This is a genomic window from Vibrio sp. PNB23_22_6 (genome assembly GCF_052877535.1).
Genome location: NZ_JBNFXP010000016.1, coordinates 64,640 through 84,132, shown reverse-complemented (window position 1 = coordinate 84,132; position 19,493 = coordinate 64,640). Strand labels below are relative to the sequence as shown.

At 43.7% G+C, this 19,493-nt stretch carries 18 protein-coding genes; 16 read left to right on the top strand and 2 right to left on the bottom strand.

The features are described from left to right. Positions 1-115: 115 nt before the first annotated feature. Both fusA and ACVA54_RS13430 read left to right on the top strand, forming a co-directional pair. Positions 116-2,203: an elongation factor G gene (gene fusA, locus ACVA54_RS13435; protein WP_099080208.1), complete on the top strand. Its 2,088-nt coding sequence runs from the start codon at positions 116-118 to the stop codon at positions 2,201-2,203. Between the two features lie 235 nt (positions 2,204-2,438). Continuing rightward, entirely contained in the window at positions 2,439-3,569 is a 1,131-nt protein-coding gene (locus ACVA54_RS13430) for a phosphatase PAP2 family protein (protein ID WP_446649690.1), read from the top strand. A gap of 207 nt (positions 3,570-3,776) precedes the next feature. On the opposite strand, the gene ACVA54_RS13425 is transcribed toward ACVA54_RS13430, so the two are convergent. Beyond that, the gene (locus ACVA54_RS13425) at positions 3,777-5,477 is read right to left on the bottom strand and encodes an AMP-binding protein (RefSeq protein ID WP_182852560.1); all 1,701 of its coding nucleotides are present in this window, start codon (positions 5,475-5,477) and stop codon (positions 3,777-3,779) included. A 151-nt stretch (positions 5,478-5,628) separates the two neighbouring features. Next, positions 5,629-6,363: a helix-turn-helix transcriptional regulator gene (locus ACVA54_RS13420; protein ID WP_446649689.1), complete on the bottom strand. Its 735-nt coding sequence runs from the start codon at positions 6,361-6,363 to the stop codon at positions 5,629-5,631. Between the two features lie 360 nt (positions 6,364-6,723). Between ACVA54_RS13420 and ACVA54_RS13415 the strand changes: the two genes are divergently transcribed. The 14 genes from ACVA54_RS13415 (at position 6,724) to ACVA54_RS13350 (ending at position 19,405) form a co-directional block, all read left to right on the top strand. Next, a complete protein-coding gene (locus ACVA54_RS13415) occupies positions 6,724-6,912 on the top strand; it encodes a Flp family type IVb pilin (protein ID WP_446649688.1) in 189 nt (62 codons plus the stop codon). Positions 6,913-6,921: 9 nt separating this feature from the next. Continuing rightward, the gene (locus ACVA54_RS13410; protein ID WP_446649687.1) at positions 6,922-7,476 is read left to right on the top strand and encodes a prepilin peptidase; all 555 of its coding nucleotides are present in this window, start codon (positions 6,922-6,924) and stop codon (positions 7,474-7,476) included. A gap of 146 nt (positions 7,477-7,622) precedes the next feature. Continuing rightward, the gene (locus ACVA54_RS13405; RefSeq protein ID WP_446649686.1) at positions 7,623-8,975 is read left to right on the top strand and encodes an AAA family ATPase; all 1,353 of its coding nucleotides are present in this window, start codon (positions 7,623-7,625) and stop codon (positions 8,973-8,975) included. Further along, positions 8,972-9,721 carry a Flp pilus assembly protein CpaB gene (gene cpaB, locus ACVA54_RS13400; protein ID WP_446645384.1) on the top strand — a complete coding sequence of 250 codons (750 nt, stop codon included), beginning with the start codon at positions 8,972-8,974 and terminating at the stop codon, positions 9,719-9,721. The genes ACVA54_RS13405 and cpaB overlap by 4 nt, the downstream gene beginning before the upstream one ends. Before the next feature lie 5 nt (positions 9,722-9,726). Further along, positions 9,727-11,199 (top strand): type II and III secretion system protein family protein, encoded by a 1,473-nt coding sequence (locus tag ACVA54_RS13395; protein WP_446649685.1) that lies wholly within the window; start codon positions 9,727-9,729, stop codon positions 11,197-11,199. Between the two features lie 33 nt (positions 11,200-11,232). After that, positions 11,233-11,490: a hypothetical protein gene (locus ACVA54_RS13390; RefSeq protein WP_446649684.1), complete on the top strand. Its 258-nt coding sequence runs from the start codon at positions 11,233-11,235 to the stop codon at positions 11,488-11,490. A gap of 63 nt (positions 11,491-11,553) precedes the next feature. Next, positions 11,554-12,645 carry a pilus assembly protein TadG-related protein gene (locus ACVA54_RS13385; protein ID WP_446649683.1) on the top strand — a complete coding sequence of 364 codons (1,092 nt, stop codon included), beginning with the start codon at positions 11,554-11,556 and terminating at the stop codon, positions 12,643-12,645. Next, positions 12,646-13,146, top strand: a complete 501-nt coding sequence (locus ACVA54_RS13380; protein WP_446649682.1) for a TadE/TadG family type IV pilus assembly protein — start codon at positions 12,646-12,648, stop codon at positions 13,144-13,146. After that, positions 13,143-13,622, top strand: a complete 480-nt coding sequence (locus tag ACVA54_RS13375; RefSeq protein WP_446649681.1) for a TadE/TadG family type IV pilus assembly protein — start codon at positions 13,143-13,145, stop codon at positions 13,620-13,622. The genes ACVA54_RS13380 and ACVA54_RS13375 overlap by 4 nt, the downstream gene beginning before the upstream one ends. A gap of 124 nt (positions 13,623-13,746) precedes the next feature. Beyond that, positions 13,747-14,982: an AAA family ATPase gene (locus ACVA54_RS13370; protein ID WP_446649680.1), complete on the top strand. Its 1,236-nt coding sequence runs from the start codon at positions 13,747-13,749 to the stop codon at positions 14,980-14,982. Positions 14,983-15,008: 26 nt separating this feature from the next. Beyond that, entirely contained in the window at positions 15,009-16,460 is a 1,452-nt protein-coding gene (locus ACVA54_RS13365; RefSeq protein ID WP_446649679.1) for a CpaF family protein, read from the top strand. An 8-nt stretch (positions 16,461-16,468) separates the two neighbouring features. Then, entirely contained in the window at positions 16,469-17,437 is a 969-nt protein-coding gene (locus tag ACVA54_RS13360; RefSeq protein WP_446649678.1) for a type II secretion system F family protein, read from the top strand. Between the two features lie 3 nt (positions 17,438-17,440). Beyond that, positions 17,441-18,388: a type II secretion system F family protein gene (locus tag ACVA54_RS13355; RefSeq protein WP_446649677.1), complete on the top strand. Its 948-nt coding sequence runs from the start codon at positions 17,441-17,443 to the stop codon at positions 18,386-18,388. A gap of 12 nt (positions 18,389-18,400) precedes the next feature. Further along, a complete protein-coding gene (locus ACVA54_RS13350; RefSeq protein WP_446649676.1) occupies positions 18,401-19,405 on the top strand; it encodes a tetratricopeptide repeat protein in 1,005 nt (334 codons plus the stop codon). The last annotated feature ends 88 nt before the right edge of the window (positions 19,406-19,493 follow it).

The following is a 19,493-nucleotide window of genomic DNA, read 5'->3' as shown; positions in this document are numbered from 1 at the left end:
GGGGTAGATTCCCCCGCTAAATATTTTTTATCCATAGCCGCACGCAAGGGTATCAGTCTTGACAGAATGTGATATACTCTGCGCGCACTTTATACCTTATTAACAGAGTAAGACAATGACTGATTTATCAAAATACAGAAACATTGGTATTTTTGCTCACGTAGACGCGGGTAAAACTACCTCTACAGAGCGTATCCTTAAGCTAACTGGTAAAATCCACAAGATCGGTGACACTCACGACGGTTCAACTACTACTGACTTCATGGAGCAGGAAGCTGAACGTGGTATCACAATCCAGTCTGCTGCTACTACTTGTTTCTGGAACGATCACCGCCTAAACATCATCGATACTCCTGGACACGTTGACTTCACAATCGAAGTTTACCGTTCTCTAAAAGTACTTGACGGTGGTATCGGTGTATTCTGTGGTTCAGGTGGTGTTGAGCCTCAGTCTGAAACTAACTGGCGTTACGCGGACGAGTCTCACGTATCTCGTCTAATCTTCGTTAACAAACTAGACCGTATGGGTGCTGACTTCTTCAAAGTTGTTGATCAAGTACAAAACGTTCTAGGTGCTACTCCACTAGTTATGACTCTACCAATCGGTATCGAAGATGACTTCTGTGGTGTTGTTGACGTACTAAGCCAAAAAGCTTACATCTGGGATGACTCAGGTCTTCCAGAGAACTACGAAGTTCAAGATATTCCAGCTGATCTAGTAGACCAAGCTGCTGAATACCGTGAAATGCTAATCGAAACTGCTGTTGAGCAAGACGATGACCTAATGATGGCTTACATGGACGGCGAAGAGCCTTCTCTAGAAGACATCAAACGTTGTATCCGTAAAGGTACACGTGACCTAGCATTCTTCCCAACTTACTGTGGTTCAGCGTACAAGAACAAAGGTATCCAACTTATTCTTGACGCAGTAGTTGACTACCTACCTTCTCCAACAGAAGTAGATCCTCAACCACTAACTAACCCAGAAACTGGTGAGCCAACTGGCGAAGTTGCAACAGTATCTGCAGACGAGTCACTAAAAGCGCTTGCGTTCAAGATCATGGACGACCGCTTCGGTGCACTAACGTTCATCCGTATCTACGCTGGTAAGATGAAGAAAGGTGACACGATCCTTAACTCTGCTACTGGTAAGACTGAGCGTATCGGCCGTATGGTTGAGATGCACGCGAACGAGCGTAACGAGATCGATTCAGCACAAGCTGGTGACATCATCGCAGTTGTTGGTATGAAGAACGTGAAGACTGGTCACACTCTATGTGATCCTAAGCACGAATGTACTCTTGAGCCAATGATCTTCCCAGAACCAGTAATCTCTATCGCTGTTAAGCCTAAAGATAAAAACGGTTCTGAGAAAATGGGTATCGCGATCGGTAAAATGGTTGCAGAAGATCCATCATTCCAAGTTGAAACTGACGAAGATTCAGGCGAAACCATCCTTAAAGGTATGGGCGAACTTCACCTAGACATCAAAGTAGACATCCTGAAGCGTACTTACGGCGTTGAGCTAGAAGTAGGTGCTCCACAGGTAGCTTACCGTGAAACTATCACTCAAGCAGTTGAAGATAGCTACACGCATAAGAAACAGTCTGGTGGTTCTGGTCAGTTCGGTAAGATCGACTACCGCATCCGCCCAGGGGAAGCTGGTTCTGGCTTCACGTTCAAATCAACAGTTGTTGGTGGTAACGTACCTAAAGAATTCTGGCCTGCAGTAGAGAAAGGCTTCGCTAGCATGATGGACAACGGTGTTCTAGCTGGCTTCCCAACTCTAGACGTAGAAGTTGAACTATTCGACGGTGGCTTCCACGCAGTTGACTCTTCAGCTATCGCTTACGAAATCGCGGCTAAAGGCGCATTCCGTCAGTCTATGCCTAAAGCTGGCGCGCAACTTCTTGAGCCAATCATGAAAGTTGACGTGTTCACTCCAGAAGACCACGTTGGTGACGTAATCGGTGACCTTAACCGTCGTCGCGGTATGATCAAAGATCAACAAGCGGGTACTACTGGCGTACGTATCAAGGGTGATGTACCTCTATCAGAAATGTTTGGTTACATCGGTACTCTACGTACGATGACTTCTGGCCGTGGTCAATTCTCTATGGAATTCTCTCACTACAACCCATGTCCAAACAACGTGGCAGAACAAGTGATTGCAGAAGTTAAAGAGCGCAACGCTAAGAAGTAATTCTTAAGTTAACGCTAAGACATCAAAGCCCCGCCTAGTGCGGGGCTTTTTTATGCCTGAAGATTAGCAGTGATGAAGATTTATGGTGATAGAATCCTTACAAAAAATACATTTAAAATGAATTAGTCAATCTGAATGGGTAATTAGAGGGATAGGTAACACTTTGATTGGAAAATATCGTGAAAAAATACTTATTAATTGCTGGGTGTTTGTTGTTATTGTAAATTGATATGTGATGAAAAATGAATGGTTGTACAATATGCTAGTAATACTATATAGAAATTTACTTTGTATACCTGGGCTTCTAAGGCAAGAAGCAACTAATATTCTCAAGCATATACAAGAAGACAGCTTGATTTATGCGATAATAAGCATTATTTGCTTGTCAGTTACATCATATTCTTACTTTCATGGCTATAAGAATAAGGTCTCATTTTTTGCTTACGCTAATGCATTACCAATTATCATTTGGCTTACGGTAGTTTTGCTCGCGACTATTTATTTTTTTATTCTGATCAAGAATAAAGAACCCCGTCCGCTATTGTGTTATTGGTATCAAATAAAAAGAGTTTTTAATTATCGAGCAAAAATCATTTCTGCATTTATGCTATTAACCGCATTGAGTTTATTTATATCAAGTTTCACTACAGCCAAATCTATGATCCCATTAGTGAATCCATTTAAATATGATGCACTATTTCATGATATTGATGCATGGATTTTTGGAGGTCAAGCACCGTGGACTATAGTGCATAGAGTATTAGACTCCCCATTCTTAACCATGATTATAAATTACTGTTACAATATATGGTTCTTGCTCCAATGGGGAATTTTATGCTACTTCATACTCGCTTCACGCTCGAAGCAGAGAAGTTGCTATCTGGTCAGTTGGATATTGTGTTGGTTGCTGTTGGGCATGATTGCTGCGACTATATTGTCTAGTGCAGGACCTGCATTTCTTTCTAGACTCGACTCAAATATCCATGATTATGATGAGTTGATGAATTTGCTACATCAACAGCATGATTGGTTGATAGCCAACGGCTACCATGGACTTTTTGCGTTAGACACACAAGATGAACTTTGGGACTCCTACGCCAATGGTAAAGAAATGTTAGGGGGTGGGATATCTGCGATGCCAAGTATGCATGTGTCGATGTCTGTGCTTATGGCTTTGGGGATGAATTCTGTAAACCGAACGCTAGGACTAGTTTTTGGCCTTTATGGTGGAGTGATACTTGTAGGTTCTGTTGCTTTAGGCTGGCACTATTTTAGTGATGGTTTAGTGAGCATAGTACTAACGGTATTGATATGGAAAATGTCCCTGATGATTACTCAAAGGCAGTTTGAATCTCAAATAAGCTAGTAATGTTGTTTTTGGTTTAAGAAGTGTCAAGACGTTAGAAATTAAAATTGAAAGAAATATTGGTAATTAATTTGTAACTGATTTACGCCGAGTCAATAGAAATTCTGCGATAAAAAAACCAACGCTAATGAAAGCGTTGGTTTTTTATAAGCCCTGTTATCTAATTAATATAAGAGTGGTTTTGACTATTTTTCATTGGCCACCATGTTATTTTGAGGCAAGATCACCTTCCCACAATACTAACTTCCCTTTCGGCCAATTGTGGCCAATATCATGGTATTTCTGCTCAAGCACGTGGCGCTTTATCTTCAACGTTGGCGTGAGCACTCCATTTTCGATACTCCAAGGATCTTGGATCATGAGCACTCCTTTGATCTGCTCATGTGATTCTAACTCCTGATTCATTTTTGCAATGACTTTGCTAGTCGTACGTGCATAGCGTTCTTTATCGAAGTTCGGGAAATTATGCGGAACCACCAAGAGAATCGGTGCAGGCAAACCTAAACCAATCAAACACATCATCTCAACACGGCTGTATTCGAAAAGCTTTTTCTCGATAGGTACTGGCGCAACAAATTTACCTTTGGCGGTTTTAAATGTGTCTTTTTTACGACCTTGGATCGTCAGATAACCTTCTGCATCGATAGCTCCAATGTCGCCAGTATGCAGCCAGCCTTCGGAATCAAATGATTCTTGCGTTGCGATATCATTTTTATAATAGCCAGAGAACAACCCCTTGCCTTTAACCATGATCTCATCGTCGTCGGCGATCTTCAGTTCGATGCCTGGCCCTGCTTTACCAACCGACCCAATTTTTTCAGCGTTAAATGGATAATTGAGCGTGCTGTACGCGAAAGACTCGGTCATTCCCCACGCCTCGGTGATATTTAAGCCGACGGAATGATACCATTTGAGTAAAGCGGGAGAGACAGGGGCAGAACCACAGCCTAAAACACGCGCTTGATCTAAACCAAGTCCTTCTGCCAGTTTTTTCTTGATCAAGGTGTTCACAAATGGAATTTTCAGCAGAATATTGAGCCTTTTCTGTGGCAGTTTATCCTGAATGCGTTGTTGGAATAGGGTCCAAAGGCGAGGAACCGAGATAAACAACGTTGGGCGGTACATTTTTACATCTTCGATAAAGGTATCCAAAGACTCAGGAAATGCCGTCTGCACACCTCCCATGATAGAGGAACCAAAAATGTACACTCGTTCAGTAATGTGAGCGAGTGGGAGGTATGAGAACAGGCGGTCACCTTCTTGAATACCGATGTGGTCAATGAGTTGCTGTGCAGACCAACTGAAGGCGCCGTAAGTGAGCATTGCCCCTTTTGGTAAACCGGATGTCCCAGAGGTATAGACAAGGGACATCAACTTGTCATCGTAATGCTGCGGGCGCTCTTCACTAGGTGCGGCGCTCGCAATCAATTGCTTGTATTGATATTGGCACTGTGGAGCCGAGTCATAAGGCAGTGAGATGCTGATAATATCGGCTAGCCCATCAATGACTTTTTGCGTGGCGGTAGGGTCATCTAATTTACCCCCAATCAGGGCCTTACTTTCGCTGTGTGTAATACAGTACTCAATGGTATCGGTACCTGCCGTCGGAAAGATTGGCACGCTGACATAATCACCCAACATCATGGCGAGATCGCAGATAAACCATTCTGCACAGTTTTTCGATACCAACGCCACCTTATCGCCGGGTTTAAGCCCCAAACTGCGCAACGCACTGACGAGTCTGAGGGCTTGATCGGCCACCTCAGCAAAGGTGAATTCGACAAACTGTCGGTCGATAATTTGCTTTAAATAAACCTCATTTGGGCGCACTTCGGCCCACTTAAGAATCATTTCATTTGGCGGCGGGAGAGCGCAACCTGCAGTACTATTGATATTCGGCTGATTCATTGTCAGTGACTCCATGTGTTATCTTGCTGTACTTATAGTTGTTAACCTATTGTAAAACTTAGCATATTAATCCATTCGGTGTGAATGAATTTTGCACAATTCTGTGGCGAAGATAGCGTTCATGAAACAAATTTCGCACGGCGAGTACGACTTAAACTTGATGCCGATAAGTAGCAGGAGAAATACCGACTTTCTTTTTGAAGATCCGAGAAAAATAGGACACATCGTGATACCCACACTGATACGCGATGTAAGCAATTTTCGATTTCGGTTGCTCTTTGAGTAGACGTTGAGCTTGGGACAGCCGCTTGGATGTCAGATAGTTCCGAAACGATATCCCCATCTCCCGATGAAAGTATTTAGAAAAATAGTTCGGAGAGTAATGGCATAAACTTGCGACCTCTTCTTCTCTTACTTCTTGGTGAAAATTGTCGTCGATAAAGCGAATGACGCTTTTCAACTCGTCGGAAATAGAGGCTGAGGGCGAAGGCATCGTTAATGGGCGAGGAATAATAATCGCCTTGGAACTTGCTTTTGCTGAGATCAAATACCGTAACTTGAGGCGTTCCAGCCAAGCTGGAAAAAAGGATTCATCCAAAAGGCTTAATTCCAAGCTATCGCACGAAGCGGGTAAAGATTCATGAAGTGGGCTTTGTAGAAGAACGAACAGCTTTTTCCCGAGGTTATCACAAAGCTTGCCCAACGTGCCTAAGTAGCGTGTTTCCCTATTGCCGAGAAATAATACGCACATATCCACATCAGGCTCACTGATAATTGAGATGTCTTCAAAACATTCCTGTACGTCGAATACGTCGGTGAGTTGCTTCGCGCAACTTACAGGCAAATCACTTACAGGCTTTCCTAGCCAAACCATCCTTGTCTTCATGATAATTCTTACCAGATTGCAGCGTTATAAAAGAGAAAGCTACGTCATCAAGCTTATAAGCACACATGTTGATATTTTTATTACTGCTTAGAACTCTAATCTAATAAATGAGTAGCACTTTTAGTTTAGATGACTGGTAAGAAATGAAAAGGAAAGTAACCATTTGATTTGTGAATGTAGTCACTGTTTTGATGGTTGTTAATGTTATGTATATCAGTTTGTCAAAAAAGTCTCAATTAAAGGCAAAAAAGTCCTAACGAGTTGGCACTTTACTGACTTAAGCTCAAGAAGGAGCATCACTCTTTCGGGTGATGTAATTTGCGTTATTAAACCTTTGTACAGGATTATAGGGGAATTCAAATGGAAAAGTTCACACAAGTACTCAAAGATTTTTGGAATGATGAAGAAGGCTTGACGGCGGTGGAATATGCGGTAGCTGGTGGTGTGGTAACTGCTGGATTGGTAGCGTTGTTTGGCGATATTGGAGGAGCAGCTTCAACACTTCTCGATAAATTAAAAACCAACATTACATCAGCAGCTAAGCCTTAAGCGTAAGTCATGTTAACAAGTACTCCCATTTGGGTTGGACTAGTAATGATATGTGTATCCGATGCCAAGGCGCATCGGATACCTAATCAGTGGTTACTGGTACTATTAGTTGCCATCTTAGTCAGTTGTATTACTGATAGCCCGAGCGAATTACTTATTCCAGTGTTACTGAATAAGAGTGCCGCTTTTTTCATCTGTTTTTTGGTGAGCTTAGGTTTGTATCTTATTCGGGTCATGGCTCCGGGGGATGTCAAACTCATCGCGGTGTTGGGCTTTTGGTTAGGAACCGCCCAACTGACGGATTACCTATTTTATGTCTGTTTGATGATTGTATTTGTTGGGCCTATGTATTGGGCGCTGAATCGGCTCGAAAAAGCAAAGCAAGTGCATATCAGTGCCGAACCGATGGGTTCCAGTGTTTATAGTCTCGCGGGCATGGCGGTGCAGATGGAGATCGGCAAACAGCAGTTAAAGCACACTGTATCCACAGGGAAAGGCTTAACCTATATGCCCTTTGCACCAATATTAATCATGGGGTTAGCGCTGCAGCAATATTATGCGTAATTTTCTCTTACTCTGAGGGCAAAAGAGTAAAGTGTTGATGAAGAAGGAATGACAAAACTTGAGTGACAAGCGTTAACTCAAATGACTCCGAATCACTAAAAATGAATAACGATAAACAAGTTGAGCGATCAACAAAGGAGTTGGCTATGGATGGCAAGCGGCAAGTAGCACCCAACAATTCAGATTTAACCTCTCAGGTGTTTGCGCCTCAGGTCCCTACTTCTGTTGAAGCGCTGAACGTTCCCTACGCGGTGCTGGAGCATCTGCTTCTTAAGCACCTTTCTGTGTTACCCAAAACCGATGTGTTGCACCTTACGCGACTGATGGCAATCAGTAGCCATTTGGTCGAGGAGGTGATTGCGACACTGCGTCAAAAATCATTGGTCGAGGTGTATCAAGCGGAAACCAGCAGTTTTCAGGCGACTAATATCGGCGCAAGGGTGCGCTATGGCTTGTCCGAGGCAGGAAACCAACAGGCGGAAGCGGCATTTAAGCGCGATGCCTATTTAGGCCCAGTGCCCATCGCATTAAGTGACTACAATGCGATGATCGAGGCGCAAGATGTGCGCGCGCGGCTCATCACCCGCCAAGACGTCACCAAAGCAATGACGGATGTGTATGGCGCAGATCGCATGATTGATGTGCTTGGCCCGGCGATTAACTCTGGCCGCGCACTACTGCTTTATGGCGATGCCGGAACCGGTAAAACCTATGTCGCAACTCGTCTGAATAATGCCTTAAACACCGCTGTTTACATTCCTCATGCGGTGTATACCTCGGGTAACATTATTCAAGTGATGTCCAAGCAGCACCATAAACCGGTGGCGAGAGAAGAGTTTGGCCCAATACTCGAATACAAGTCGCAATGTGATAAACGTTGGGTGCTATGTGAAAGGCCAAGCATTCAGGTTGGCGGTGAGCTGACCATGGATATGTTGGAGGTCAACCATAGTGAGCATAGCCGCGTGTGGATGGCGCCATTGCAAATGATGGCCAACAACGGCGTGCTCATTATCGATGACTTAGGCCGCCAGAAAATGCCGGTAGACAGTATTTTAAACCGTTGGATCGTTCCCATGGAGTACAGTATGGATCACTTGTCATTGCCTAACGGCCAGCAAGTTACGGTGCCATTTATTCTTACTCTGGCTTTTTCAACCAACTTAAACCCAGAAAAAATCAGTGACCCGGCTTTTTTGCGGCGTCTTGGTTACAAAATTCAGTTCCACCCTTTGCAGCAAAGTGAGTATCACGCTTTGTGGCAAGAGATGGCACAAAGCAAGGGCATCACATTACAAGATGAAACGTTTGAGCACTTATACCGCTTGCATCAAATGCATCAGGTTGGATTTTTCCCATGTTTACCAAAGGATTTAACCGGGATCTGTCGAGACATCATTGCATTTGAGCAGTCAACCAGCGAAGTGAATCCGGAAATACTGCAACGGTCGTGGGAAGTGTACTTCACAGCAGATGGAACAGGAGGAGGTGCTCGATGAGCAGTGGAAAAGTTTTATTACTCGTATTGTTATCCGCCCTATTTGGTTTAGGCGCGGTGTTTTTTGCCAAGCAATGGATAGATAACCAAACACAACCAACCACTGAAGTGGAAGTGGTTGAGCGTTTTCCAGTCGTGGTCGCAGCGCAGGAAATCCTGCCCGGAACCGTGATTGAAGACAAACACTTAACGACGCGATTATTAGAAAAAGATTGGGTGGATGAAAATCATTTTTCTGAAACAGAATTGGCGATTGGGCGAGTGGCTTCAACCACCGTTTTTCTTAATGAAATTCTTCTTGAACAACGTTTGAGTATTCCTGGTGAAGGGGCAACCCTTGCCGCACTGATTCCTGAAGATAAGCGAGCCATCACCATTCGGGTTAATGATGTGATCGGTGTTGCGGGGTTCTTGCTGCCGGGTAATAAGGTAGATGTGTTGAATACGGTTAAGTATGGCAAAAATTCCGCGAACACCAGCACCGTTTTGAAAGAGATAAAAGTGCTCGCAGTCGATCAAACTGCGCGCACCAATGACAACAAACCGGTTATTGTTCGAGCGGTAACGTTAGAGGTGTCGCCAAAGGATGCGGAGAAATTACTGACGGCAAAAAGCAAAGGGGATATTCAACTGGCTTTGCGTAACCCACATGCGATTGAGCAAAAAGTCGTACGTAAATACGTGCCTCAACCGAGGGTGACGGTTATTCGAGGTACGGATACCTCTAGTGTTCGTGTTAGGGAGTGAAGAACATGATTAAAAGATTAATGACATTGTGGGTACTGTTTTTTGTCTCTAGCACTTTGGCGACGGCTGCTGTCCAGAGCGGTAAAACGGTCACTGTTGCGCAACATAAATCGGCTTTTGTTCAATTGCAAGGCAAGGCGAAACGCGTTTCCCTTGGTGATCCAGAAGTATTGGATATCGTGATGATCAAATCTGATCAGCTGTTTCTGATCGGTAAAAAATTGGGTTCAACCAATTTAATGGCGTGGGATCGTAGCGGAAACTTGCTCGAATCGATCAATATTGAGGTGACTCACGACCTCAATAGTTTGAAAGTGAAACTGCATGAATTTTTACCTGACGAGTCAATTGCGGTTCACAGTTCGCAAAATCGTTTGATTCTAAGTGGCCAAGTGAGCTCACAGTTAAATATGAATCTCGCATTGCGTTTAGCGGAAACTTTTGCCGCGGGAGAAGCAGCGGATGATGAAACAGGCTCTCGCAATGAAGAAGCACAAGAAACCGGCGTCATCAACATGATGAGCATTGGTGGTGCTCAGCAAGTGATGCTTGAAGTGACGGTGGCAGAAGTTCAGCGTAGTTTGGTGCGTCGTTTCGATTCCAATTTCCACTTCTTTAATGTGGATGGCAATTGGGGGCTAGGAGGCACATCAGCTGGTGGGGTAATTGATGGGATTACCGATGGGGTTATTGGTCCAATATTTACCCCTCCAACGATAGAAAGCACTGGTCTTCTTGCAACGTTCATTGATAGCAATACTCTATTTACCTTGGCATTGGACATCGCGAAAGAAAATGGCGTAGCAAAAATTTTGGCAGAACCGAATCTAACCTCATTGAGTGGTGCGAAAGCGGAGTTTCTTGCAGGTGGGGAATTTCCAATCCCTGTGCCGAGTGAAGACGGTGTTACTGTTGAGTATAAATCTTATGGCGTGGGACTGAAATTTATTCCGACCGTGCTTAGTGATAAAAAAATCAATCTGAATCTAGCAGTGGATGTTAGTGAGGTTGCGGCTTCTACAACGTTAAATATCACGCCTTCAGGATCTAATGCAGCGTACTTTATTCCCCCCATTACCCGTCGAAGTGCTTCTTCAACACTAGAGTTGGCGGATGGTCAAACCATAGGTATTGCCGGGTTACTTAGTGAAAATGTTCGCGATTCGGTCTCTACTTTACCCGGGTTTGGGGACATCCCCGTTCTAGGGCAACTGTTTAGTAGTCAGTCCTATATTTCGGGAGAAACCGAGTTAGTTATCTTGGTGACGCCGCGCTTAGCCAAGCCTATTGACCGAGATAAGGTTTCATTACCAACGGATGCGTTTGTAGAGCCTAATGATGTGAGTTATTACTTGCTAGGGGTCGGCGCATCCATCGCGGAACATGGAAACGCCATGCGAGCAAATACCGCGTTTGAAGATCAGGTCACGTTCTCTGAGCGAGGTGGGGCAGAAGGCACATTTGGTCATGGTCTCTAACCTGACTTAACTCATGATGAAAGGATAGCTGCAATGAAAGTGAACTTAACGGCAGGGATATTGGGCTTGGCTTTGATGCTAGCGGGCTGCGCCAACGAGCCTGCTCTTGGCCATCACGTGGCGAAGATGAAGCGCTTACAAACCTATAACCCGGATGCTACGCAAGAAAACCAAGATTTTATTCCCGATGGCAACGGTGAGCGTATGGAAGACGCTTATAGCATTTACACGGGCAAGAAGAACGAAACTTTGCAGGGGACAGGGCAAAGCCAAGTCTTGAACGGATTTTAAGATTCCGAGGTTATTATGAGCACACAATGTATGAATACGAGTATGCGCAAGCAGAGAGGTATAGTGGCGATCATTATGACGGTCGCCATGCTTTCATTGTTAGCAGTAACCGCATTGGCGATCGATGTCAATCATATGTATATGAATCGCACTAAGTTGCAAAATGGTGTCGATGCGGCCGCCTTAGCCGCAGCGGTCATATTGGATAATAGTGGCTCACAAGCCAATGCCACAACGGCCGTCAATGACACCTTGGAAAAACTGGTAGTTGCTGGGGGTAATGCGGAATTAGATATCGCATCGGCTTCGGTGAGTGTCACTTATAACAGTAACTCAACGTTTGACGGGGGCGCATGCACTTCCGGAGGTGATTGTTATGTCAGGGTGGTCGTTAATAACCTTGATCTGCAAAGCTTTTTTATGCAGCTATTTACCGATACTAAGCAGATCGCCGCCAGTGCGGTAGCGGGGCCTAGTGCGGGGGCGGGGATGGTATGTAATCTGGCCCCTTTGACGGTGTGTACAAATGATCCGGATAATCAGCATGGTGGTTTTGTTGATGGAGAGCAATATCCAATCAAGGTGGCTTCAACTAGCGAAGATATAGGGCCAGGGAATTTTCAACTGGTTGACTTTGATGATGAGCTGGAAGGCTCAACTCAGAACGAAAAAAATGACCATTTGCGTGAACAACTCGCTGGTGGCTATGTTGGTTGTTCATCTTTAGGAGGGACTATTTTTACTAAGCCCGGTAATACTGTTGGCTCTGTTGCTAAGGGGTTAAATACGCGCTTCGGTGATTTTAGTAACGCACTTAAAGGTGAGTACAAATCAGACCTCAATATAACAGAGGATATCACCCATTCAGACTATACCGCGGGGGAGCATAACAATCGCCGTATGTTGGTTATCCCTATGCTTGACTGTGAGAACCCCGTGACCAACGCCAATGGTAAGTCGGAGTTTCCGGTCGCCTCTTTAGGGTGTTTTTTCATGGTCAATAAAGCACCGACCGATAATTCTGGTAGAGAAGATGTGACCGGAGAATACGTCAGCGAGTGCAGTGTCGATAATAGCTTTAATCATGGCCAAAGTTCCAGAAATGGTCCTTATCGTATTGTGCTTTATAAAGATCCTTTTAATGAGGATTCCTAAATGAAAAGAGCCCAACATTATTGTCATTTGGTATATCCACATCATTCTCGACTTCAGGAAGGTGGTGTGGATCGCACGAGTAAGCGTAGTAAACAAGCAGGAATTGCTGCGGTTGAATTTACGTTGCTATTACCGCTGTTGCTGTTTTTTATCGCGGCGGTAGGAGAGTTTGGAAATATTCTTATTAAATACAATACCTTAAGCAAAGCGGTGCAAAATGGTGCCCGCATTGCGGTGACTGAAGTGTATGGAACCGCCAACCCCGACGCGATTGCATCAGACTTAGCCATTTCCAATGCGGTTATTTATGGCAGCACCGCCCCACTTGATTCGGCGCAGCCAGTATTAGATGCCATAACCATTACTATCTCTCAGGATGGTAATTCAGTGACGGTTACTGCCGAGTACCCTTACCAAGCACTTCTCGCGCCTTTACTCGATAACATCCTGACTTCAACGCTTACGTTAAAAGCCTCTTCGGTGATGAGGGTGGCACCATGAATAAATTAAAGCGTCACCAAACGGGTATTACCATGGTGGAATTCTCCATCGTTGGTTCACTGTTTTTATTATTACTGTTCGCGATATTGGAGTTGGCCATTTTTGTGTTTCATCTTCAGTCGATGAACGATATTAGCCGACGAACCGCAAGAATAGCCGCTGTATGCGTGGTGAATGATACAGATATAAAGCCGTTAGCATTAAGTGAGGGGGCTCCTCCTGGATTTACGGCTGAAAATATTAAACTGGATTACTTAAATAAAAACGGTTTAGCAATATTGGATCCGGTGGGTAACCACGCAGATATTCGATACGTGCAGGCAAGAATTATTGATTTTAATTATGGGTTTACACCGTTATTAAAATTTTTAGGGGAAAACGGCATCGTGCCGATACAAGACTTTAGAACAGTGTTGCCCGCTGAGTCATTAGGGGTGCTTAGATCCGATGACCCAGATGAAAAAACGGCCTGTTAGTCGCATTGCGTGAAGTGACATCAAAAACGCGCCTTGAAAGTATCTAAAGCAGTAATTGATCCAAGTAATAGGGAATCAAGATGGATGTAGGTGAAAAGAGAGCAAACTTTACAGGAGGTAGACTATGGGTGAAGCCATCCCAATGCCGCGAGGAATAAGAGGCAATACGCAGCTTGAGAGCACACTGGTTGTCTGGTTACTGCATGCGAATGAAATCTTTAAGCAACATATACAAACAGAGTTAATGTCTTGTCTAAGCGTTCAGCTCCAAGTGATGAGTGTTGGTCAACTTAAGCAGTTGGAGCAAACCCCAATGCCAATGCCGGACTTGATCTTTGTTGAAACAGGACCACAGTGGGTAGAGATCATCACTCAGGCTCAGCAATTGCTGCAGCAACAAATCTCCGTAGAGTCTAATGCTGAAAATCGCACGTCATTAGTGGTGTTCGGGGATGAGACAGATAGCGCTGCGCTTAAAACCTCATTGCGGTTAGGCGCAACAGACTTCTTTTCTCGTTATGCTCCGTTAGATGAGTTTTTGCCCTTGTTACACCAATGTGCGAACGAAAAACAAGCCACAAGCCAGGTTGGTGAGTTATTTGTATTCGTCAATGCGAAAGGGGGGGCGGGGGCGACGACGTTAGCGTTAAATTCTGCAGTTGAAGTGGCGCAACGTCAGCATCGAGTTTTGTTGCTTGATCTCGATATTCACTATGGTGTAGTGGCGGACTACTTGAATGTTGTGCCAAAGCATAGCATTACTGATATCATAGATAATTTATCAGACCTTGATGAGATGTCGTTAAATTCTTTAGTCACTAAGCATGCAACGGGATTAGATATTCTGACATTTAAGCAAGATAATAATAACGATAACTTTGACAAACTTGGTCAACTTGGCAAGTTACTTCCCACACTGCGTCAATTTTACCCCTATGTGTATGTCGATTTGTCGACAGGTGTGGATCGCAACGTATTACCGGTACTTTTCCAAGCCTCTAAGGTGTTTATCACTCTGCAGCAAAATTTAGTCAGCGTGAAAAATACCACTCGTATATTGAAGGCTCTCACTTTTGATTATGGTGTTACAAAGGATCAAATCGAATTAATTGTGAATCGATTTGATAAAAAACAGCAAATCAAATTGAGTGATATCGAAAAGACCTTCCCACATAAAAAAATCCACAGCATACCGAATGACTTTAAGGCGGCGATTGATAGTGCCAATTTAGGCAAACCTTTTGTGGTTGGGAAGAAACGCAGTGCAATGTCGAAAGGGATCGTTCAACTCACACAACAATTATTACCTCAAACGGACGCACCGCAAGGTTGGTTTAAGAGTCTGTTTTCCAAGAATTAAGAGTGTCCTTAGAGTTAGGAGTGGGTATGTTCTTCAAAAGAAAAAATTTACATTCAGACTTTCAACTTCAGGAAGTTAAGAATGAGCAGCAGCCTCTTAGCTCAGCTGTAGGGACTAGCGATTCATTGTCGGCAGACCGAGAAAAGACGGACGTTGATGTAAGGTTGGAACAGAAACAACGGGAGATGGAACAGGCTCGCAAACAGTTAGAAAGCGAGTTAAGCGTGAAACACTATTACCATCAACGCTTGTTAGAAACCGTTGACTTAACGTTGTTGTCTAGCCTTGAACACGAGCGTGCAAAAAGAGATCTTAACGAAGCCGTTTTGCAGTTGATGGCGGAAGATGGCACGCATGCTTTAAGCGTAGAGGGGCGTAAAAGAGTCATTAAGCAGATCGAAGATGAAGTCTTCGGCTTAGGCCCATTAGAGCCTTTGTTGCATGATCCTACCGTCTCGGACATTCTCGTGAATGGCCCTAAAAGCGTGTATGTTGAGCGTAAAGGGAAACTAGAACGCACGCCGTATACGTTTCTTGATGATCGTCACTTGCGCAATATTATCGACCGAATTGTCAGCCAAGTAGGACGACGCATTGATGAAGCGTCACCTATGGTTGATGCTCGTTTAGCCGATGGATCGCGTGTCAATGCCATCATTCCCCCCCTTGCACTCGATGGCCCTTCGGTATCGATTCGTCGTTTTGCTGTTGATAAATTAACCATGGAAAACCTGCTGGCGTTTGAATCGGTTTCTGAACCTATGGCGCGTTTTGTGGAGGCGGCCGTGAAAGGTGAGCTCAATATTCTCATTTCTGGAGGAACCGGATCAGGGAAAACCACAACATTAAATATTTTCTCGGGGTTTATTCCAGCGGAAGACCGAATCATTACCATTGAAGATTCAGCAGAACTGCAACTTCAGCAACCCCATGTTGTGAGGTTAGAAACTCGCCCGGCGAATTTAGAGGGCAAAGGTGAGATCACCCAAAGAGAGCTAGTCAAAAACTCACTGCGGATGCGACCTGACCGAATAGTGCTTGGTGAGGTGAGGGGAAGCGAAGCGGTGGATATGCTGGCAGCGATGAACACGGGTCATGATGGTTCGTTGGCCACCATTCACGCGAATACGCCTAGGGATGCGTTGAGCCGAGTTGAGAATATGTTTTCTATGGCGGGTTGGAATATCTCCACTAAAAACCTCCGAGCGCAAATTTGTTCTGCGATTCATTTGGTGGTTCAGATGGAGCGTCAAGAAGATGGTCGACGTCGTATGGTTAGCGTGACAGAGATTAATGGCATGGAAGGAGAAGTGATCACCATGTCGGAAATTTTTAAATTTCAACGTCTCGGTGTTGATCAGGATGGCAATGTTCAAGGTTATTTCACTGCAACGGGAGTCATTCCCCAATGTCATGATGCTCTATCAAAACGCGGTTATCACTTGCCATTTGAGTTGTTTAACGAGTCTAACCGCTAGGAGGCGTTATGCAAGAGCACTATTTTTATTTTCTTGGTTTGTTGTTCGTCGCGGTATTTCTTATCTCTCAGGCTTTGCTACTGCCCTCAGCCGGAAAGAAAGCCAAGCACTCTGCGATCGCTGAGCGCTTAAAGCAAAGTCAAGCCAATTTAGACCCAGAAAGTGTTAATTTGCTCAATGAGCATTATTTAACGTCACTTTCACCATTGGATCGTAAACTTGTTCAGATTAGTTTCTTGGCCAAGATAAAGAAAAAGCTCGAGTTAGCATCGATTAACTGGACGTTAGGTAAGGTCTTGATAGTTGTCATGTTGATCCAGTTAATGACAATGTTCGTGATGTTATTTCTTAAACAGCCTGTTTATATGATCATTTTCCTTCCATTCATTTGGTGGCCTATTGGGTATTTTGTGATTGAAAAGCGCGCCGCACAGCGCTTGTCTGCTTTTGAAGAGCAATTCCCTGATGCATTGGATGTGATGAAACGAATGTTGCTGACGGGTCATCCAATTAATCAAGCTTTCTATGAAGTAGGCAATGAGCTTAGTGATCCTATTGCCAGTGAGTTTCGCCAAACATTCAATTTATTAAACTTTGGCTATGACATCCGGTTGGCGATTATACAAATGGTTGAGCGCAACCCTACCGTATCAATGCTCGCTTTTTCGAGTGCACTATTATTGCAAAAAGAGACCGGGGGTAATTTAGCTGAAAACTTAGATAAAGTATCTTCCGTGCTTCGTGCCCGTTTTAAATTGGCGCGTAAAATTAGAACGCTATCAGCAGAGAGCCGCATGTCAGCGTGGATTTTGATATTAGTTCCTTTTGTAGTGTTTGTAATGCTAAATATTGTTGATCCTGACTTTACCAAACCTTTGATAAGTGATCCTAGGGGTATTGAACTTATTATGTATGGGATAGGTGGTATCACTCTAGGTGCGTTGTGGATAAAGAAAATTATTAATATAGAGGTGTAGAGCATGGAGACGCTTTCCCCATTAATTGAGAGTTGGTTTGGCTCAGAAAACCTTATACTGCTAATGGTTTTGGTGTCGACCATTTGTGTAGTATCGGCCATTTTCTTTGTCATTACGGGCAGCCAGCGTTCGCTACAAAAAAGACTTGATACCTTATCAATAGACGGCCTTAAGCCAGAAAGAAAATATAGTAACTTTCACAAAAAGTTAGAGGCTGTTTCACCATTACTCGTCCCCAGTAATAGTAAGGAGCGTGAAGGTACCCGTTTGCGTTTGATTCGAGCAGGCTTTCACCATGAAAGCGCCATTTCGTTTTATTACGCAATAAAAATAGTGGTTATGTTCTTTGGTTTACTATGTGCTGCACTTTACTATCTGTATTCAGGAACTGAACAAAACGTGTTTATTATTGGTACCCTTGGCGCTGGGGTAGGTATGTTCATACCTAATATCGTATTGGATAGATTGGTAAATGACCGTCAGAAAAGAATTAAACGAGGCGTCCCTGATGCGCTTGATTTATTAGTGGTGTGTACCGAATCTGGGTTAGGGCTGAATATGGCGCTAAACCGAGTGAGTCAAGAGTTAAGTTTATCTCATCCCGATTTAGCGGAAGAACTAGATATTGTGTGTGTAAAAATCAAATCAGGTTATGAAATGCCGCTAGCGTTCAGAGACTTTGTAGAACGCACGGGAGTTATTGAGCTAACCGGGTTGGTCAGCATGCTTTCTCATGCAGCTAAGCTTGGTGGTAGCATTGCGCAAACTTTGCGTGATTATACTGAAGATTACAGAGATAAACGTAATCAAGAGCTTGAAGAAATTGCAGCTAAGATACCGACGAAGATGATTTTTCCTATGATCGTTTGCATTTGGCCATCGTTTTTTATTGTTGTCGTTGGACCTGCATTACTAGCTATCTTCGATGCTTTTAAGTCTATTAATTTATAAGGAAGAGGTATTATGCAAAAAAGTATTATTATTTCCTTTTTGTTTTTTTTGGCGGCGTGCTCTAGCAGTGAGCATAAAGCGCCTTTTTATAGTGAACTCTATCAAGGAAGGCCGATTGATACTCTAAATATTGAGGAGAAACCTTTATCCGAGCTAGATGCGATTAAACGTGGCGATGCAGCATTAAGCCTAAAAAACACCGATTTGGCTCTGTATCACTATATATCGGCTCTGGAGTTTGTTAATGGCGTATATCGAGATAAAGCGTTATTAAAGGTTGGTCAAATACACTCGGCTCGTGGTAATCATGAACTCGCCGAGAAAGCGCTACTTTTAGCTCTTGAAACGAACCCCAATAATGTTGAAGTTTTAGAAAAGCTTGGTCGAGACTATAGTAAGAAAGGCGATGTGGAAAATGGGCTTATTTATTTTTCTCGAGCGATTAATGCGGATCAGGTTCGTTTAAATAGCCGTTTTTCATTTAGCTACGACACATCAATAAAACAGTTGGAGAGTTTAAAACGTGATGAGAACTCTCCAGCATTAGCTTATTTAGGGCTAGGCATCCTCTACGACTTAGATGCTCAGCATTCAATAGCACAGGCACTTTATCGTTATGCCTTGGAAATTAAGCCAAGATCAAGCAAAGCGATGATGAATATGGGCTATTCCTACTATATGGAAGGAAATTATGCAAAAGCTAGGCATTATACCCTACAAGCCATTAAGCTAGATGCAAACAATGATAAAGCTCAGAATAATTTAGCGTTAATATACCTAGCACAAAACGATGATAAGAGCGCTTTAAATGTGTTCATGCGAATTATGGAAGCACCAGAAGCCCTTAATAATGTTGGCTATTTCATGATGCTACAAGGAAAGTCGGCACAAGCCGTCACCTATTTCCAGCAAGCCATCGATAAAAAGCCGTACTACTACAAAGTGGCCAATGAAAACTTGGAACGAGCATTGATGCAACTAAGAACAGACTCAGAGTCCATGCCTATCACGAGATAGGCAGTCAGTGATTAAAAATGGACGTTAGTCTTTAGTCTATAAAAGTAGAGGAGCTTTGTTAAAAAGCTCCTCTTCTTTTTTAATGGAT

Bases quoted from the DNA above. Each gene is read 5' to 3' on its own strand.
- ACVA54_RS13420 (WP_446649689.1), bottom strand. From the start codon at position 6,363: ATGAAGACAAGGATGGTTTGGCTAGGAAAGCCTGTAAGTGATTTGCCT.
- ACVA54_RS13425 (WP_182852560.1), bottom strand. From the start codon at position 5,477: ATGAATCAGCCGAATATCAATAGTACTGCAGGTTGCGCTCTCCCGCCG.
- ACVA54_RS13360 (WP_446649678.1), top strand. From the start codon at position 16,469: ATGCAAGAGCACTATTTTTATTTTCTTGGTTTGTTGTTCGTCGCGGTA.
- ACVA54_RS13350 (WP_446649676.1), top strand. From the start codon at position 18,401: ATGCAAAAAAGTATTATTATTTCCTTTTTGTTTTTTTTGGCGGCGTGC.
- ACVA54_RS13395 (WP_446649685.1), top strand. From the start codon at position 9,727: ATGATTAAAAGATTAATGACATTGTGGGTACTGTTTTTTGTCTCTAGC.
- ACVA54_RS13405 (WP_446649686.1), top strand. From the start codon at position 7,623: ATGGATGGCAAGCGGCAAGTAGCACCCAACAATTCAGATTTAACCTCT.
- fusA (WP_099080208.1), top strand. From the start codon at position 116: ATGACTGATTTATCAAAATACAGAAACATTGGTATTTTTGCTCACGTA.
- ACVA54_RS13430 (WP_446649690.1), top strand. From the start codon at position 2,439: ATGAAAAATGAATGGTTGTACAATATGCTAGTAATACTATATAGAAAT.
- cpaB (WP_446645384.1), top strand. From the start codon at position 8,972: ATGAGCAGTGGAAAAGTTTTATTACTCGTATTGTTATCCGCCCTATTT.
- ACVA54_RS13370 (WP_446649680.1), top strand. From the start codon at position 13,747: ATGGGTGAAGCCATCCCAATGCCGCGAGGAATAAGAGGCAATACGCAG.
- ACVA54_RS13365 (WP_446649679.1), top strand. From the start codon at position 15,009: ATGTTCTTCAAAAGAAAAAATTTACATTCAGACTTTCAACTTCAGGAA.
- ACVA54_RS13410 (WP_446649687.1), top strand. From the start codon at position 6,922: ATGTTAACAAGTACTCCCATTTGGGTTGGACTAGTAATGATATGTGTA.
- ACVA54_RS13375 (WP_446649681.1), top strand. From the start codon at position 13,143: ATGAATAAATTAAAGCGTCACCAAACGGGTATTACCATGGTGGAATTC.
- ACVA54_RS13355 (WP_446649677.1), top strand. From the start codon at position 17,441: ATGGAGACGCTTTCCCCATTAATTGAGAGTTGGTTTGGCTCAGAAAAC.
- ACVA54_RS13415 (WP_446649688.1), top strand. From the start codon at position 6,724: ATGGAAAAGTTCACACAAGTACTCAAAGATTTTTGGAATGATGAAGAA.
- ACVA54_RS13380 (WP_446649682.1), top strand. From the start codon at position 12,646: ATGAAAAGAGCCCAACATTATTGTCATTTGGTATATCCACATCATTCT.
- ACVA54_RS13390 (WP_446649684.1), top strand. From the start codon at position 11,233: ATGAAAGTGAACTTAACGGCAGGGATATTGGGCTTGGCTTTGATGCTA.